Annotated in this window: 13 protein-coding genes; 6 read left to right on the forward strand and 7 right to left on the reverse strand. The window is 41.5% G+C overall.

The features are described from left to right. Positions 1 to 8: 8 nt before the first annotated feature. Positions 9 to 1,124 (reverse strand): iron-sulfur cluster carrier protein ApbC, encoded by a 1,116-nt coding sequence (apbC, locus tag H5164_RS13695; RefSeq protein ID WP_182756675.1) that lies wholly within the window; start codon positions 1,122 to 1,124, stop codon positions 9 to 11. A gap of 156 nt (positions 1,125 to 1,280) precedes the next feature. Between apbC and metG the strand changes: the two genes are divergently transcribed. Beyond that, on the forward strand, positions 1,281 to 3,332 hold the full coding sequence (gene metG / locus H5164_RS13700) for a methionine--tRNA ligase (protein ID WP_182697149.1): 2,052 nt from the start codon (positions 1,281 to 1,283) through the stop codon (positions 3,330 to 3,332). Positions 3,333 to 3,468: 136 nt separating this feature from the next. Here the strand turns inward: metG and H5164_RS13705 are convergent, their stop codons facing one another. After that, positions 3,469 to 5,394, reverse strand: a complete 1,926-nt coding sequence (locus tag H5164_RS13705) for a monovalent cation:proton antiporter-2 (CPA2) family protein (RefSeq protein WP_124015876.1) — start codon at positions 5,392 to 5,394, stop codon at positions 3,469 to 3,471. A 193-nt stretch (positions 5,395 to 5,587) separates the two neighbouring features. After that, positions 5,588 to 6,367 (reverse strand): Nif3-like dinuclear metal center hexameric protein, encoded by a 780-nt coding sequence (locus tag H5164_RS13710; protein ID WP_124015875.1) that lies wholly within the window; start codon positions 6,365 to 6,367, stop codon positions 5,588 to 5,590. A 436-nt stretch (positions 6,368 to 6,803) separates the two neighbouring features. Between H5164_RS13710 and H5164_RS13715 the strand changes: the two genes are divergently transcribed. After that, positions 6,804 to 7,172 carry a hypothetical protein gene (locus H5164_RS13715; RefSeq protein ID WP_124015874.1) on the forward strand — a complete coding sequence of 123 codons (369 nt, stop codon included), beginning with the start codon at positions 6,804 to 6,806 and terminating at the stop codon, positions 7,170 to 7,172. A 100-nt stretch (positions 7,173 to 7,272) separates the two neighbouring features. Here the strand turns inward: H5164_RS13715 and H5164_RS13720 are convergent, their stop codons facing one another. After that, positions 7,273 to 7,707 carry a glycine zipper 2TM domain-containing protein gene (locus H5164_RS13720; protein WP_182756738.1) on the reverse strand — a complete coding sequence of 145 codons (435 nt, stop codon included), beginning with the start codon at positions 7,705 to 7,707 and terminating at the stop codon, positions 7,273 to 7,275. A gap of 105 nt (positions 7,708 to 7,812) precedes the next feature. Between H5164_RS13720 and aat the strand changes: the two genes are divergently transcribed. The 3 genes from aat (at position 7,813) to infA (ending at position 9,527) form a co-directional block, all read left to right on the forward strand. Further along, the gene (aat, locus tag H5164_RS13725; protein ID WP_182756740.1) at positions 7,813 to 8,520 is read left to right on the forward strand and encodes a leucyl/phenylalanyl-tRNA--protein transferase; all 708 of its coding nucleotides are present in this window, start codon (positions 7,813 to 7,815) and stop codon (positions 8,518 to 8,520) included. After that, entirely contained in the window at positions 8,510 to 9,229 is a 720-nt protein-coding gene (locus tag H5164_RS13730) for an arginyltransferase (protein ID WP_124015873.1), read from the forward strand. Before aat ends, H5164_RS13730 begins: the two co-directional genes overlap by 11 nt. A gap of 79 nt (positions 9,230 to 9,308) precedes the next feature. Continuing rightward, on the forward strand, positions 9,309 to 9,527 hold the full coding sequence (gene infA / locus H5164_RS13735; RefSeq protein WP_011496276.1) for a translation initiation factor IF-1: 219 nt from the start codon (positions 9,309 to 9,311) through the stop codon (positions 9,525 to 9,527). A 395-nt stretch (positions 9,528 to 9,922) separates the two neighbouring features. Here the strand turns inward: infA and clpA are convergent, their stop codons facing one another. Together clpA and clpS are read right to left on the reverse strand one after the other, a co-directional pair. Further along, positions 9,923 to 12,181: an ATP-dependent Clp protease ATP-binding subunit ClpA gene (gene clpA / locus H5164_RS13740; RefSeq protein ID WP_124015872.1), complete on the reverse strand. Its 2,259-nt coding sequence runs from the start codon at positions 12,179 to 12,181 to the stop codon at positions 9,923 to 9,925. A gap of 42 nt (positions 12,182 to 12,223) precedes the next feature. Further along, positions 12,224 to 12,532, reverse strand: coding sequence for an ATP-dependent Clp protease adapter ClpS (gene clpS, locus H5164_RS13745; protein WP_124015871.1), 309 nt, complete (start codon positions 12,530 to 12,532; stop codon positions 12,224 to 12,226). 196 nt (positions 12,533 to 12,728) lie between these two features. On the opposite strand from clpS, the gene cspD reads away from it, so the two are divergent. Then, on the forward strand, positions 12,729 to 12,935 hold the full coding sequence (gene cspD, locus H5164_RS13750) for a cold shock domain-containing protein CspD (RefSeq protein WP_011637711.1): 207 nt from the start codon (positions 12,729 to 12,731) through the stop codon (positions 12,933 to 12,935). Positions 12,936 to 13,079: 144 nt separating this feature from the next. Here the strand turns inward: cspD and H5164_RS13755 are convergent, their stop codons facing one another. Further along, complete coding sequence (locus tag H5164_RS13755; RefSeq protein ID WP_182756677.1) at positions 13,080 to 15,305, reverse strand: NADP-dependent isocitrate dehydrogenase; 2,226 nt, start codon at positions 15,303 to 15,305, stop codon at positions 13,080 to 13,082. Positions 15,306 to 15,405 lie beyond the last annotated feature (100 nt).

Here is a 15,405-nt window from a genome sequence, read left to right on the forward strand (position 1 = left end):
TCTTAACCTTACTCGTCTTCTGATATGCTAATTTTTACGGTTGATTGTACTTGTTGAAGTGATAACTCAGCCCCAAGCTTGCGGGCAATTTCGCGATATATCCCTGACACTTCACTTTCTGGTTCGCTCATTACGCTCGGCGTACCATTGTCCATTGATTCACGAATATTGATATGCAGTGGCAGTGCGCCTAACAACGGCACGTTATAGCGTTTAGCTATTTCACTACCACCATGAGTACCAAATGGGTGTTCTTTATGACCACATTCAGGACAAAGATGGAAACTCATGTTCTCGATAATCCCAAGTACTGGGATATTGACCTTGTTAAACATGGTAATGCCTTTTTTAGCATCCGCTAAGGCAATGTCTTGTGGCGTGGTAACAATGACGGCACCGCTTACTGGCACTTTTTGCGACAAGGTTAATTGAATGTCACCGGTTCCAGGTGGCATATCGATAATCAAATAGTCTAATTCAGGCCATTGGGTTTCATTGAGTAACTGTGCTAATGCACCCGCTGCCATAGGACCACGCCATACCGCGGCTTCATCACCACTTAACATAAAACCAATTGATTGCGCAGAAATACCATGAACTAGCGCGGGCGTCATGTGCTTGCCATCTGGCGATTGTGGACGAAAATTAGGAATACCTAACATCAAAGGAATAGACGGGCCATAAATGTCGGCATCCAAAATACCCACTTCAGCGCCTTCAGCTTTTAAGGCTAATGCAAGATTCACTGCGGTAGTTGATTTACCCACACCACCTTTACCTGATGCCACGGCAATAACTTGCTTTACGTTAGGAATAGGTGCAATTGCAGGCAGTGCTGAATAAACTCGAGGCTGAAAATCAATTTCACATTCCACTTCATCAATCGCGTCAAGTACAGCCAATTTATTGGTCACAGCCATCACAGTATCGCGATATTGTGTCATACACGGATATGGATAAACTAAGCCTAATTGTAGGCGTTTTCCTTCTATCGACAGTGCGGTTACACATCCTGCACTCACTAAGCCTTTATGCAAATAAGGGTCTTCAAATGCTTCTAAAATATCTAACACTGGTGACAATAATTCATCACTTAATTGATAATTTGTATGTGTATTGACCAAAACGGCAACTCCGAAGTAGAAATTTGCTCAAGTGTATCAGAACTTGGTAAAAAAATAGCGACTATTAAGCTTTTTTAAGTCATGTTTTGGTGAAAAAAGTCTGCAAATCAGTTAGTATCAGGCTATATTTTTGGTGTAATTTGATATCGAGACAAAATGACAAAATCACAGCGTAAAATACTGGTCACAAGTGCCCTACCTTATGCCAATGGCCCGATCCACCTAGGCCACATGCTTGAGTACATCCAAACGGATATCTGGTCACGTTTTCAAAAATTACGTGGTCATGAATGCCACTACATTTGCGCCGACGATGCTCACGGCACACCGATCATGCTCAAAGCGCAACAAATGGGTATTACACCAGAAGAAATGATTGCTCAGGTTCAAAAGGAACATCAGCAAGATTTCGCCGACTTCAATATCCAGTTTGATAATTTCCACAGCACTCATAGCGAAGAAAATCGCGCCTTAGCCTGTGATATTTACCTAAAACTGCGTGATGGTGGTTACATCAAAACCAAAACCATTTCACAATTATATGACCCTGAAAAATTAATGTTCTTACCAGACCGTTTTGTTAAAGGCACCTGCCCAAAATGTAAGTCTGAAGATCAATACGGCGATAACTGTGATAATTGTGGCGCAACCTACAGCACTACCGATTTAATCAATCCTAAGTCAGCCGTATCTGGTGCAACACCGATAATGAAAGACACCGAACATTTCTTTTTTGACCTGCCTGCATTTGAAGGCATGTTAAAAGAGTGGATCCAATCAGGTTCCTTGCAACAAGAAATGGCCAACAAGCTTAATGAATGGTTTGATCAAGGCCTAAAGCAATGGGATATCTCCCGTGATGCACCTTACTTTGGATTTGAAATTCCTGACGCTCCAGGTAAGTTTTTCTATGTCTGGTTAGATGCACCTATTGGTTATATGGGGTCATTTAAAAACTTATGTAATAAGCGTGATGACTTAAACTTTGACGATTTCTGGGGCCTAGATTCAACCGCAGAGGTGTATCACTTCATCGGTAAAGACATTGTCTATTTCCACAGTTTATTCTGGCCTGCTATGCTTGAAGGCGCTGGTATTCGTAAACCGACTAGCGTGTATGCTCACGGCTATGTCACGGTTAATGGTTCAAAAATGTCGAAATCAAAAGGCACGTTTATCAAAGCGCGCACTTATCTAGACAATTTGGATCCTGAATACCTACGTTATTATTACGCCGCTAAATTAAACAGCCGTATTGATGATTTGGATTTAAACTTAGAAGATTTTGCCCAACGCGTTAACTCTGACTTGGTCGGAAAATTAGTTAACCTTGCCTCTCGTACCGCTGGTTTTATCAGTAAACGTTTTGACGGTAAATTAGCCAAGGTTACTGACAGCAGCCTAAGCGATATATTTTTAGCCAAAAGCGAGATTATTGCTGAATTATATGAAACCCGCGAATTTGGTAAAGCGATGCGTGAAATCATGGCGCTAGCGGATATTGCTAATGCTTATGTTGCTGACGCCGCACCTTGGCAATTAGTTAAGCATGAAGATAAACAACAAGAAGCACATCAGGTTTGCAGTAATGCATTAAATCTGTTCAGAATTTTGGTGACTTATCTTAAGCCTGTATTACCTAAGCTTGCCGAAAATGTTGAAGGATTTTTACAGTTAACCTTAACATGGGATAATTTGGCCCAAGATTTATCAGGCCATGAAATTGCACCATTTAAAGCCTTAATGCAACGTATCGAACCTAAGAGTATTGAAGCTATCATCGATGCCTCTAAAGAAAACTTGCAAGCCACTAATACGGACGCACCTAACACCGATGCGCCGACACAAGCCGTTAATCAATTAGAGCAAGATCCTATCAGCCCAGAAATAAGCTTTGAAGATTTTGCAAAAATTGACTTACGAATTGCTCGTATCAGCAAAGCGGAACATATCGAGAAAGCCAATAAACTACTGCGTCTAGAATTAGATTTAGGCGGCGAAACTAAGCAAGTATTTGCGGGTATAAAATCGGCTTATGCGCCTGAAGACTTAGTGGGTAAACTCACCGTAATGGTGGCAAACCTTGCCCCACGCACTATGAAGTTTGGTGATTCAGAAGGTATGGTATTAGCGGCTGGCCCAGGTGGTAAAGATTTATTTATACTTGAACCTCATGAAGGTGCGCAGCCAGGTATGCGAGTTAAATAACACTTAACTTCATAAAAAAGACCGCTGCGGCGGTCTTTTTTTTAGTTTGCACGTTCATCAAATCAATAAGCAATTATTAATTATCAAAGCGATTGCAGCTAGTTAGCAGGTTCATCGACAATAATAAAATCATCCATTAATCATTAGCGCTAACATCACCGTCAGATTTTTGGGTTAGCTTAATAGCATGCTGAAGATCAACATCAGCATGATGAGCGGCATTATCTTCATCCATTGCTTGTTTCAATCGCTCTTCATACAACATAAACAGTTTAATAAAATCATTACTATAGCGCTCACCTGCTGATTCTTTCAACCAAAAATCATACAAACGTTTTGAGGCTTCTTTTTCAACACGCTTATAGGTTGCCTTTCGTCTTAAAACATATTCTTCACTGTTACCAAGCAACTGTAACGAGGACACGCTCAGTTCAAGTGCTGAATGATGGGTTTCTGATTCGACGATGTCAGCCCCGGCATCTTTTAACAAATGACCATGGCCTCGATCGAAGGCTCTGGCGACAATTTTCAGTTTTGGGTAAGTTTGATGCAAATATTTGACTAATTCGACGCTGCTTTCGCGATTATCGATAGCCACCACAAAAAGCGATGCTTGTTCTATACCTGCTGTTTTTAATAAGTCAGGTCGAGTGGCGTCACCATAGTAGGCTTTAGTATTAATACGCCTAATAGTGTCCACTTGCGATACCTGATAATCGAGCACGACAGTTTTAATATTATTTGATATTAAAAAGCGATTGACCACTTGGCCAAAACGGCCAATACCCGCAATAATCACAGTGCCCTCATCATCGATATTATCTTGCTCACGTTGATTGGTTTTCACTTGAAAGCGCGGGTAAATGACTTTATCAAATAAAATGAATAGTCCAGGGGTTAAAAACATCGATAGTGCTACTACGATAGACAAGGTCTGAGCTAAGTCAGTTGGAATAACATGTTGTTGCACACTAAAATTTAGCAATACAAAGCCAAACTCACCCGCTTGAGCTAGACATAAGGTAAATAACCAACGATCGCTGCCTTTAATCCTGAAAATCAACGCTAGCACGTACAACACCATCGCTTTTATCAACATCACACTTAAGGTGATGGCAATGATTTCAGCAAAATCAGCAAACAACACCGAAAAATCTATCCCGGCACCCACGGTGATAAAAAACAAGCCTAACAACAAGCCTTTAAACGGACCTATATTTGCTTCAAGCTCATGCTTAAACTCACTGTTTGCCAGCACCACGCCCGCTAAAAAGGTACCTAATGCAGGCGAGATCCCCACCAAACTCATTAATGCGGCAATGCCTATGACTAACATAAGTGCTGCAGCGGTTGATATTTCACGCGCACCAGACTCAGCAACGATTTTAAATAAAGGTCGGCTTAAATAATGGCCGCCCAACACTACGACACTAATGGCTAACAACAATACAATCGCATACGCCCACCCAGGTAAAGATGCCACTAAGCTTAGCTGCTCGTGTTGTTCACTCATACTGCTTACAGCAGCTTGGGCTTGCTCAACTAATTCGGGTAAAGCCAATAACGGAATAAAGGCCAACATGGGAATAACGGCAATGTCTTGAAACAACAATACCGAAAAGGCATTTTTACCTGCATGAGTCTTATTGAGACGTTTTTCAGATAACGTTTGTAATACAATTGCGGTAGAAGACAGAGAAAAAATTAACCCGATAGTTAATGCGATACTCAATTGATAGCCAGCATAAATGGCACAGGCCATAACCGCCACAACCGAACCCACAACTTGCAGACCACCCAGTCCGAGTAAACGATTTCGCATCGCCCACAACATTTTCGGTTCAAGTTCTAAACCGACCAAAAATAGCATCATCACAACACCAAATTCAGCAAAATGTTGGATAGTGTTGGTTTCACTGCCCACTAAACCAATAATAGGCCCAATAACAACCCCAGCAATGAGGTAGCCGAGTACCGAACCCAATCCCAATTTATTTGCTAAAGGGACGGCGATAACGGCAGCGGTTAAATAAATAAAGGCTTGTAAAAAATACTCGGTCATTTACCCAATCTCAATGAAAGCAATATCATCCGCACACGCTCTATCATCAATGATACCGGCCACATTCAATATCAATGACCCAGTAACCTTGCCAGAGCGTCGCTACAACCATTTGTTATCTACACGATAGCAAAGTCTTTAAAAAACATGCAGAACACAGTCAACACCGCTAAGCGCCAAGTTATTAATCCAGCTATACCGGATTTACAATATCAATAAAATGATGCTCAATATTGTATTTTTCCGCTAAATGATCACCTAAAGCTTGAATGCCAAATAACTCAGTCGCATGGTGACCAGCAGCAAAATAATGTAAACCTTGCTCGATTGCGGTGTGAAATGTGCGCTCTGATACTTCGCCGCTAATAAACGCATCAACGCCCATTTGTGCAGCATAATCAATATAGTCTTGCGCGCCGCCAGTACACCAAGCCAAGGTCGAAATCATTTTCGTTTCATCCCCGATGTGCAAAGGTTTACGGTTTAATACTGTATTAAGTAACTCGCTAAACTCTGCAACCGTCATTGGGTGTTCCAAATGACCATGCCATAATAAATCTTGAGCCACCTGCTCATAAACTCTTGGACTAATAATGCCTAACTGTTGGGCTAACTGAGCATTGTTACCAACACCATGATGAGCATCTAACGGTAAGTGATAACCAAATAAACTGATATCATTTTCTATTAAGGCCTTGATCCGTCGATATTTCATGCCGGTGATCACTTCGGGCTCATTTTTCCAAAAAAAACCATGATGAACCAAAATAGCATCAGCGTTGACCTTTATCGCCGCATCAATTAATGCTTGGCATGCAGTGACACCGGTGACAATGGTGCGAATATCCGACTTGCCTTCGACCTGTAACCCATTTGGTGCATAGTCTTTAAAGGCAGAGACATTTAAAAAACTATCAAGATAAGACGCTAATGCTTGGCGAGAAACAACTGATGTCTGATGATGTGTGGACATAAAACCCCTAGAAATTAACTAATCTTAAGCAACAAAAATATAAACTTATTCGTATAAACCATGCGGACTTAACCGATATTCACTCAGACGATAGCGATCCATACTGTACGCCATGGCGATATCATCAGTTTAACCGAATACTGTCGCTCTCGCGAAGAATATCCAAGCTAAAAATTAATTTAAAAAAACAAAAATAACCACCAAAAAAATTAGGCTTGAGCCGCCAATAAGTACAGTCGATTGTCAAATTCAATCAATATTAAATCCAGATTAAATCGAAACCTAATGATGCAGAAAATATCACTCTACTCGCTGATAAAATCAACTTTCAGATGGAAAATCCGCCAATTTATAGCTCAATTGGACTTTTGATGCATTAACACTTTAAAATTAGTGACAACCTTAATTTAACATGACAACCAATAGGTTATTTACTATGACAACATTGACTAAAGAAGAGGTCATCAGCCAACTACAAACGGCACTAGAACGACAATCTGGTAACACAGTATCAATTGAGCAAGCTGGTAGTTGGTACAAAATTGACGGCCAGAAATCTGTGCGCTTTAGCGAACTTGAAACAATGCTTGCACAACTTACTGCCTCGACGACAAATAAACAGCCTGCGGCAGAGATGCACAAACCTATCGCTAAACCTGCAGCCAAGCCAATCAACAATGCGGCAGCAAAAAAATCACCCAATCGCCAAGCTCAAATAACTTCAGGCGGTTTAACGCCTAAGCAGTTATGGCGTCAAAAGCTCGAGCACACTTCAGGTAAGCAAACATTACCTCGTGGGTTTTAATCACCTTTAGCAAAGTAGCCAATGTACTGTTGCAAATGGATTTTGCCCTTGTAATACACAAAAGGAGCCTAGGCTCCTTTTTGTTTTATGGCGTATGTCATCACATCGCCAAATCAACCCTGACATAACCGCTTAAATAAACCACTCTCACTTCATCACCGGCAGCAAAACGCATCCCCGGATCTGCATCTTGGATAACCATAACTTGGCTTCCATCTTCTTGTTTTATCATGAGTTCAACTAATTTAGTTTCAAGATAATACTGTTGGTTTCCATGCTGACTGCCTATACCGCCACCAATTAATGCCCCTAAAACGGTAGCAACATCTTGGCCTGAACCGCCACCGAACTGATGTCCTATAACTCCACCGACTAAGGCGCCACCAAAAGTTTTCCACCCGCTATGGCTGTCTTCAACGAGCTGTTTTTCAGTGATGTTTTTTACCGATTCAATCTGACCATAGAGGACTTTTTCCACGGGTACGGCTTGATTTCGCTCATAAGCAGCTTGGCTTTGACCACAAAACAAGCACATAGTCAGTAAAACTGCAAAAATACTCTTCACATTGACAGTTATGATTTTAAACATGATCAATATCCGCTAAGTTAACGATAAGGTATGCCAAATAATATACTCATTTTGAACTCACTGTCTTATTTAAATCAATCCATCGACTTCCCGCCACCCGAGCTGGCGCTTATCGATCCCAATGGCTTATTAGCCATTGGGGGAGATTTACGTCCAGAGCGCTTAGCAGAAGCCTATTATCAAGGTATTTTCCCTTGGTTTAATGTCAATGACCCCATTTTATGGTGGTCACCAGATCCTCGAGCGGTATTTGAACCTCGTCATCCATTTGGCAGCAAAAGCTTGATTAAGTTTCTTAAAAAATCCACCTGGCGATACACTATCAATCATGCATTTTTAGATGTCTTAGCCGGTTGCGCTCAGCCACGAAGTTCACAGGATGGCACGTGGATTTCTGCCGAAATCCAAATGGCTTATTATGAACTTCATCTGCAAGGTCTTGCGCATTCTGTTGAAGTCTGGGATGGCGACGATTTAGTGGGTGGGCTTTACGGTATTCCAGTGGGCAATGTTTTTTGCGGTGAATCGATGTTTCATCGGCAAACTAATGCATCAAAAGCTGCATTTGCTATACTGAATCAACACTTGGTGAAACATGATTTTCAACTAATTGACGCGCAAGTAATGAATCCACATTTATTAAGTCTTGGGGCTAAGGCGATACCAAGAAGTGAGTTTTTATCCATACTTCACTGCGGCCGAGATCAAATAAAGTCAGCATCCATATGGATCAAACAAGAGGTGTTTATTGAATTCTAAATCGGTTAGTGTCGGCATAAGCCAACCTTTTGATTGCAACTATATTGAAGGCAATAAAGAGCAATTATTGGTGATCCAAGAACCACAAATAGACCCATCGCTGTTTGAACAACTTCTTGCGATGGGGTTTCGTCGCAACGGTAACGCAATTTATAAACCACGCTGCCCGAGTTGCCAATCTTGCCAATCTATTCGACTGAATGTGAATGATTTTGTGTTGTCCAAACGCCAAAAAAGAACCTTAAAAAACAACCGAGACTTGCATTGGAAGATCAGTCATACATCACGGCCAGAGCACTATGACTTATACCAACGCTATATCAATGAACGCCATAGTGATGGCCCTATGTACCCGGCATCACAAGCTCAATATGATGATTTTTTACTATCAGATTGGTTACCGCCAATGTTTATTGAACTGTTTGATAAAGACCAATTAATTGGCGTGGCGGTGACCGATGAGATGGCGCAAAGTTTCTCGGCCATATACAGCTATTTCGACCCAGACTACGCAGAACGATCACTGGGTTCGTTGATGATTTTAATTCAATGCCAATTGGCTAAGTCATTAGGTAAACGATTTTTGTATTTGGGCTATCAAATTGATCAAAATAGAAAAATGAGTTACAAACGCCAATATCGTCCATATCAAATTTTAACGGCTCTTGGTTGGCAAGTTGGCGAAAATCTTACGCCTCTTTCTTGTTAACGGCCTTTACAGTTCGGCGTTTTTGGGGCATGATACGCCCGATTTTTTCATATTTGAAGGCTAATGGGATAACTAATTAATGGCGAAAGAAGACAACATTGAAATGCAGGGCACTATCCTTGAGACCTTGCCAAATACAATGTTCCGCGTAGAGCTTGAAAATGGACATGTGGTGATAGCCCACATCTCTGGCAAAATGCGCAAAAACTACATCCGTATTTTAACGGGTGACAAAGTCACTGTACAGTTGACACCTTATGACTTATCTAAAGGTCGTATCGTCTTCCGCGCACGTTAATCGCTAGCCTCAACAATGTAAAAACCGACTGCCTGTCGGTTTTTTTGTTGTTATACCAAACTGCATAAATACAGTGTATTTAACGTAACGCAACACGCATCAAACAAGACGAATGTTCAACGTAATGGGTAACCCTTTTATCAGACATTCAACCAAGCATCGCGATGGTTGTAATCCGTTTTGCAGAAGCACCTCATACGATCCACTGCTATGTTTATTGATTTAAAAGGGGACACCCATTTTGTTATCAATACCCATTGAATTGAACAGTAAGAAATGCTTTACCTTGATGACTGATTTATTGAAGCTACGGTAATAGGCGCAATTAACACGCATAAAAAAAGATGACCCATGGGTCATCTTTTTTAATAGCATATTGTAAATCAAATTGATTATTACGAGACTTTTTCCAACGACTCGCAATCGATGTTGATCTCACCATCTTTGACGTCAATATGCGCAATACCACCTCGTTCAAGCACACCGAACAAGATTTCATCGGCTAACGGACGTTTAATCAATTCTGTCACCACACGTGACATTGGGCGCGCACCCATTGATTTATCATAGCCCTTCTCAGCCAGCAAGGTTCGCGCTTCATCACTGACATCCAGGGTGACACGTTTATCATCTAGCTGTGCCTGCAATTCCACTAAGAACTTATCTACCACTTTAGCAATAACTGTCATGTCTAAATGGTTAAACCAGACGATTGAATCTAAACGGTTACGGAACTCAGGTGAAAACATCTTATTGATTTCAGCTAACGCATCTTGGGTGTGATCTTGCTGTCTAAAACCAATCGATTTACGAATAGTTTCTTGTACACCAGCATTGGTGGTCATCACTAAGGTGACATTTCTAAAATCAGCTTTGCGACCGTTGTTGTCGGTCAATGTCCCGTGATCCATGACTTGCAATAGTAAATTGAATACATCCGGGTGTGCCTTTTCAATCTCATCAAGCAACACCACACAATGCGGATTTTTAATCACAGCGTCGGTGAGCATGCCACCTTGATCATAACCAACGTAGCCAGGAGGCGCACCGATTAAGCGTGACACGGTATGACGTTCCATGTACTCAGACATATCAAAGCGGATCAGTTTAAGGTTAAGACAATTGGCCAATTGATTGGTCACTTCTGTTTTACCTACCCCTGTTGGGCCTGCAAACATAAAGCTTCCTACTGGCTTTTTCTCAGAACCTAAACCACTGCGCGATAAGCGTATGGCAGCGCTGAGGCTCTCAATCGCTTTGTCTTGACCAAATACAACCATCTTAAGGTTACGTTCAAGGTTGCGCAGCATATCCTTGTCAGTCGATGATACCGACTTCTCAGGGATACGGGCTAACTTGGCAATGATGGCTTCAATTTCAGCTTGGCCAATGGTCTTTTTACGTTTGCTTTGCGGCATCATCACCATACGAGCACCGGCTTCATCAATCACATCAATCGCTTTGTCAGGTAAATGACGATCGTTGATGTGTTTCGCCGACAAAATAGCCGCACTGCTGATAGCAGCTTGGGTATAACGCACACCATGGTATTCTTCGTACTTGGATTTAAGCCCCATCAATATTTTGGTGGTTTCGGCCACAGAAGGCTCATTGATATCAATTTTTTGGAAGCGACGAGCTAAAGCGCGGTCTTTCTCAAAAATACTTTGATACTCTTGGAATGTAGTCGATCCCATGCAGCGTAACTTACCACTAGACAATAATGGCTTGAGTAAGTTAGAGGCATCCATGACACCACCAGACGCGGCGCCAGCACCAATAATGGTATGGATTTCATCAATAAATAAAATCGCATGTTCATCTGCAGCCAATTCTTTCAACAAGCTTTTAAAACGCTTTTCAAAATCACCACGATATTTAGTGCCCGCTAATAACGAGCCTAAATCTAGCGAGTACACGGTGGCATTAGCCATCACATCTGGCACTTGTTTATTGACAATCCGATAAGCCAAACCTTCTGCAATAGCCGTCTTACCGACGCCAGCTTCACCCACAAGTAAAGGATTATTCTTACGGCGACGACACAGGGTTTGAATTGCACGCTCAATTTCGGCATCACGCCCAATAAGTGGATCGATAATACCGTCTTGCGCAAGTTGGTTTAAATTGGCGGCAAATTGCGCCAACATGCTACGATCTTCGGCAGTTTCAGATTGGTCTTCAACACGTTCTTGATCTGGTGATTCACCAGAATCATCTTCTTTAGCCATGCCATGAGAAATAAAATTCACTACATCTAGGCGAGTAATATCACAGCGGCGCAGCAAATAAACCGCTTGTGATTCTTGCTCACTAAAAATAGCCACCAGCACATTGGCACCGGAGACTTCGTTGCGACCAGATGATTGCACATGGAACACCGCACGCTGCAGAACACGTTGAAATCCCAAGGTAGGTTGAGTTTCACGTTCTTCAGTCGATTCAGCAATAATCGGCGTGGTTTGTTGAATGAAATTAGCCACTTCTTCACGTAAACGATTCACATCCGCACCACAAGCAATTAATGCTTCGTAGGCAGAGGGATTGTCGATCAGCGCTAATAATAAATGTTCTACCGTCATGTATTCATGACGTGAATCTCTAGCTTGCTGAAACGCTAGGTTCAAGGTGACTTCCAGGTCTTTGTTCAGCATAAGCACCTCTTAAATTTAACCACAGACTATGAGAAATCGATATTATGCTTTCTCTAACGTACACAGTAACGGATGTTGGTTTTCTCTTGCAAACTGATTTACTTGAAAAACTTTTGTTTCTGCTATTCCAAATGGAAATACACCACACAATCCTTTACCTTGATTATGAATAGCTAACATTATATCAACAGCTTGCTGTTCATTTTTCTCAAAGAATCGTTGTAATACTTCTACCACAAAATCCATTGGGGTGTAATCATCATTATTTAACACCACTTTATACATATTGGGCGGTTGTAGTTCAGATTCAACCTTTTCCGCAATATGTTCTACGTTGCCTAATTTAGCCATTGTTTAATACTAGCCTCTCGTTTGGTTCCCGACCACTTGATATTGTTAAATTAATTAAATGTTGCCTTTTTGTTAATTAGCTCTTGACTTCTTTTCGTACAAATTTCATTCTGTTTGCTAGGCGGCGAATACTAGACCGCTGGATAATAAGTTTTACTATCTTACTGGTAAGTAGACAACAGAAGGAAGTGGAAGTATGGCAAACGGAACTGTTAAATGGTTCAACAACGCCAAAGGATTCGGGTTTATTTGCCCTGATCAGGGTGGTGAAGATGTATTTGCGCACTATTCAACTATCGAAATGGAAGGTTATCGTACCTTAAAAGCAGGTCAACCTGTATGCTTCGAAGTTGAAGAAGGCCCTAAAGGAATGCATGCTTCAGCCATCTCGCCAACAATTTAATTGGTGAGACTATAAAACAAAAAGACAGGGATTTTAATCCCTGTCTTTTTTATTATCTAAAAAACGTCAAATTTATCAATTTAACACCTTGATACCAAGATGGATTCATTAAACAAAAATCACGTTTAGTGAGCGGTTATGCCCTTAACCAATAACAAATTGGTTTAATGTTGCACTAGGACGCATGGCGTGTTCGGCTTTAGTTGCATCTAAACGGTAATAACCACCTAAATCAACTGCAGGACCTTGTGAACCATTCAACTCAGCAAGGATAACCGTTTCATTTATAGCCAATGATTGGGCGAGTGGAGCAAAATGCGCCGCCAGCTCAGCATCCTCAGTTTGCTCTGTTAATGCTTGTGCCCAATACATCGCTAGGTAGAAGTGACTACCACGGTTATCGAGTTCGCCTACGCGACGAGAAGGTGATTTATTGGTGTCAAGGAACACGCCAATAGCCACATCTAAGGTATCTGCTAGCACTTGCGCTTTAGCATTGTTTGTTGTTTGGCTTAAGTGCTCTAAAGAAGCCGCTAGTGCCAAAAACTCACCTAATGAATCCCAACGTAAGTGACCTTCTTTTTCAACTTGTTGCACGTGCTTAGGCGCTGAACCACCGGCACCTGTTTCAAATAAGCCACCACCACTCATCAATGGAACGATAGACAACATCTTTGCACTGGTACCCAGCTCAAGAATTGGGAATAAGTCTGTTAAGTAGTCACGTAATACGTTACCCGTTACAGAAATAGTATCTTCACCTTTAATAATGCGCTCTAAGGTAAAACGAGTCGCATCTTCTGGGGTCATGATTTGGATGTCTAAACCTGCGGTATCTTGCTCGGCAAGATATACAGTCACTTTCTTAATTAACTCAGCATCGTGAGCACGATTGCTGTCCAACCAGAATACTGCAGGTGTGTTGCTTAAACGCGAGCGCTTAACGGCTAGCTTAACCCAGTCGCGAATAGGCGCATCTTTCACTTGGCACATACGGTAAATATCGCCAGCTTCAACGTTATGACTCATTAATACATCGCCAGCTTGATTAATTACATTAACCGTACCTGCTGCTTTAATTTCAAACGTTTTATCATGACTACCGTACTCTTCTGCTTTTTGAGCCATTAAGCCCACGTTAGGCACGCTGCCCATAGTGGTCGGGTCAAATGCACCGTGCTTTTTACAGAACGAAATAGTTTCTTGATAAACACCGGCGTAACTACGATCTGGGATCATTGCTTTGGTGTCTTGCAACTGGCCATCTGGGCCCCACATTTTACCAGAAGAGCGAATCGCTGCTGGCATTGAAGCATCAATAATGATGTCGCTTGGTACGTGTAAGTTGGTGATACCTTTGTCTGAATCTACCATTGCAAGTGCTGGACGAGCAGCATAAACAGCAGCAATATCAGCTTCAATTTCGTTGCGCTTAGCTTCTGGTAAAGTACTAATTTTGGCATAGACATCACCAAAACCATTGTTTACATCTACGCCGAGCTCAGCAAATAATGCGCCATGCTTATCAAATACATCTTTAAAGAACACTTTCACTGCCAAACCGAATAATATTGGGTCAGACACTTTCATCATGGTGGCTTTAAGGTGTAAAGATAATAATATATCTTCAGATTTTGCCGCTTCGATTTCACGAGTATAAAATTCTACAAGGGCTTTTTTACTCATCACTGAAGAATCAATCACTTCATCAGCCAATAGTGCTAAACCACTTTTCAGAACAACGTCTTTACCGTCTTGCTGAGTCAATACGATATTAACTTTATCTGCAGTTGCTAAGGTTACAGACTGTTCGCTACCGTAGAAGTCACCTTCGCTCATATGAGCAACGTGAGACTTAGAATCACTGGCCCATTTACCCATTGAATGAGGGTTTTTCTTGGCGTAGTTTTTCACTGAGGTTGGTGCACGACGGTCAGAGTTACCTTCACGTAATACTGGGTTTACTGCACTGCCTTTAATTTTGTCGTAACGTGACTGCGCTTCAACTTCAGCGTCATTTTTAGGCTCATCAGTATACTTAGGAATGTCATAGCCTTTTGCTTGAAGTTCAGCAATACATGCTTTTAACTGAGGCACTGACGCACTGATGTTAGGTAACTTAATGATGTTGGCTTCTGGCTTGTTAGCCAATTCACCTAATTCTGTTAACGCATCGGCAATTTTTTGCTCTGCAGTTAATTTTTCAGGGAAGTTAGCAATAACACGACCCGACAAAGAAATATCACGCGTTTCAACTTTCACACCTGCTGCGTCAGTGAAAGTACGGATAATAGGCAATAAAGATAGCGTAGCAAGTGCCGGCGCTTCATCAGTTTCTGTGTATATGATCGTTGGAGTGTTATCTTTCATTTTATTTCCTACATTATTGTAAATTAATAATTTATTAGAATAAATTGCGTAAGCATTTGACGGGCTTTGATGGATAACACTCGCATAAGTAAGCCAAGAT

The organism is Shewanella sp. SG41-3 (assembly GCF_014164545.1).
GTDB classification, from domain to species: domain Bacteria; phylum Pseudomonadota; class Gammaproteobacteria; order Enterobacterales; family Shewanellaceae; genus Shewanella; species Shewanella vesiculosa.

Excerpts from the sequence above, each read along its gene's own strand:
- metG (WP_182697149.1), top strand. The coding sequence starts at position 1,281 with ATGACAAAATCACAGCGTAAAATACTGGTCACAAGTGCCCTACCTTAT.
- H5164_RS13705 (WP_124015876.1), bottom strand. The coding sequence starts at position 5,394 with ATGACCGAGTATTTTTTACAAGCCTTTATTTATTTAACCGCTGCCGTT.
- H5164_RS13710 (WP_124015875.1), bottom strand. The coding sequence starts at position 6,367 with ATGTCCACACATCATCAGACATCAGTTGTTTCTCGCCAAGCATTAGCG.
- H5164_RS13715 (WP_124015874.1), top strand. The coding sequence starts at position 6,804 with ATGACAACATTGACTAAAGAAGAGGTCATCAGCCAACTACAAACGGCA.
- H5164_RS13720 (WP_182756738.1), bottom strand. The coding sequence starts at position 7,707 with ATGTGCTTGTTTTGTGGTCAAAGCCAAGCTGCTTATGAGCGAAATCAA.
- infA (WP_011496276.1), top strand. The coding sequence starts at position 9,309 with ATGGCGAAAGAAGACAACATTGAAATGCAGGGCACTATCCTTGAGACC.
- clpA (WP_124015872.1), bottom strand. The coding sequence starts at position 12,181 with ATGCTGAACAAAGACCTGGAAGTCACCTTGAACCTAGCGTTTCAGCAA.
- clpS (WP_124015871.1), bottom strand. The coding sequence starts at position 12,532 with ATGGCTAAATTAGGCAACGTAGAACATATTGCGGAAAAGGTTGAATCT.
- cspD (WP_011637711.1), top strand. The coding sequence starts at position 12,729 with ATGGCAAACGGAACTGTTAAATGGTTCAACAACGCCAAAGGATTCGGG.
- H5164_RS13755 (WP_182756677.1), bottom strand. The coding sequence starts at position 15,305 with ATGAAAGATAACACTCCAACGATCATATACACAGAAACTGATGAAGCG.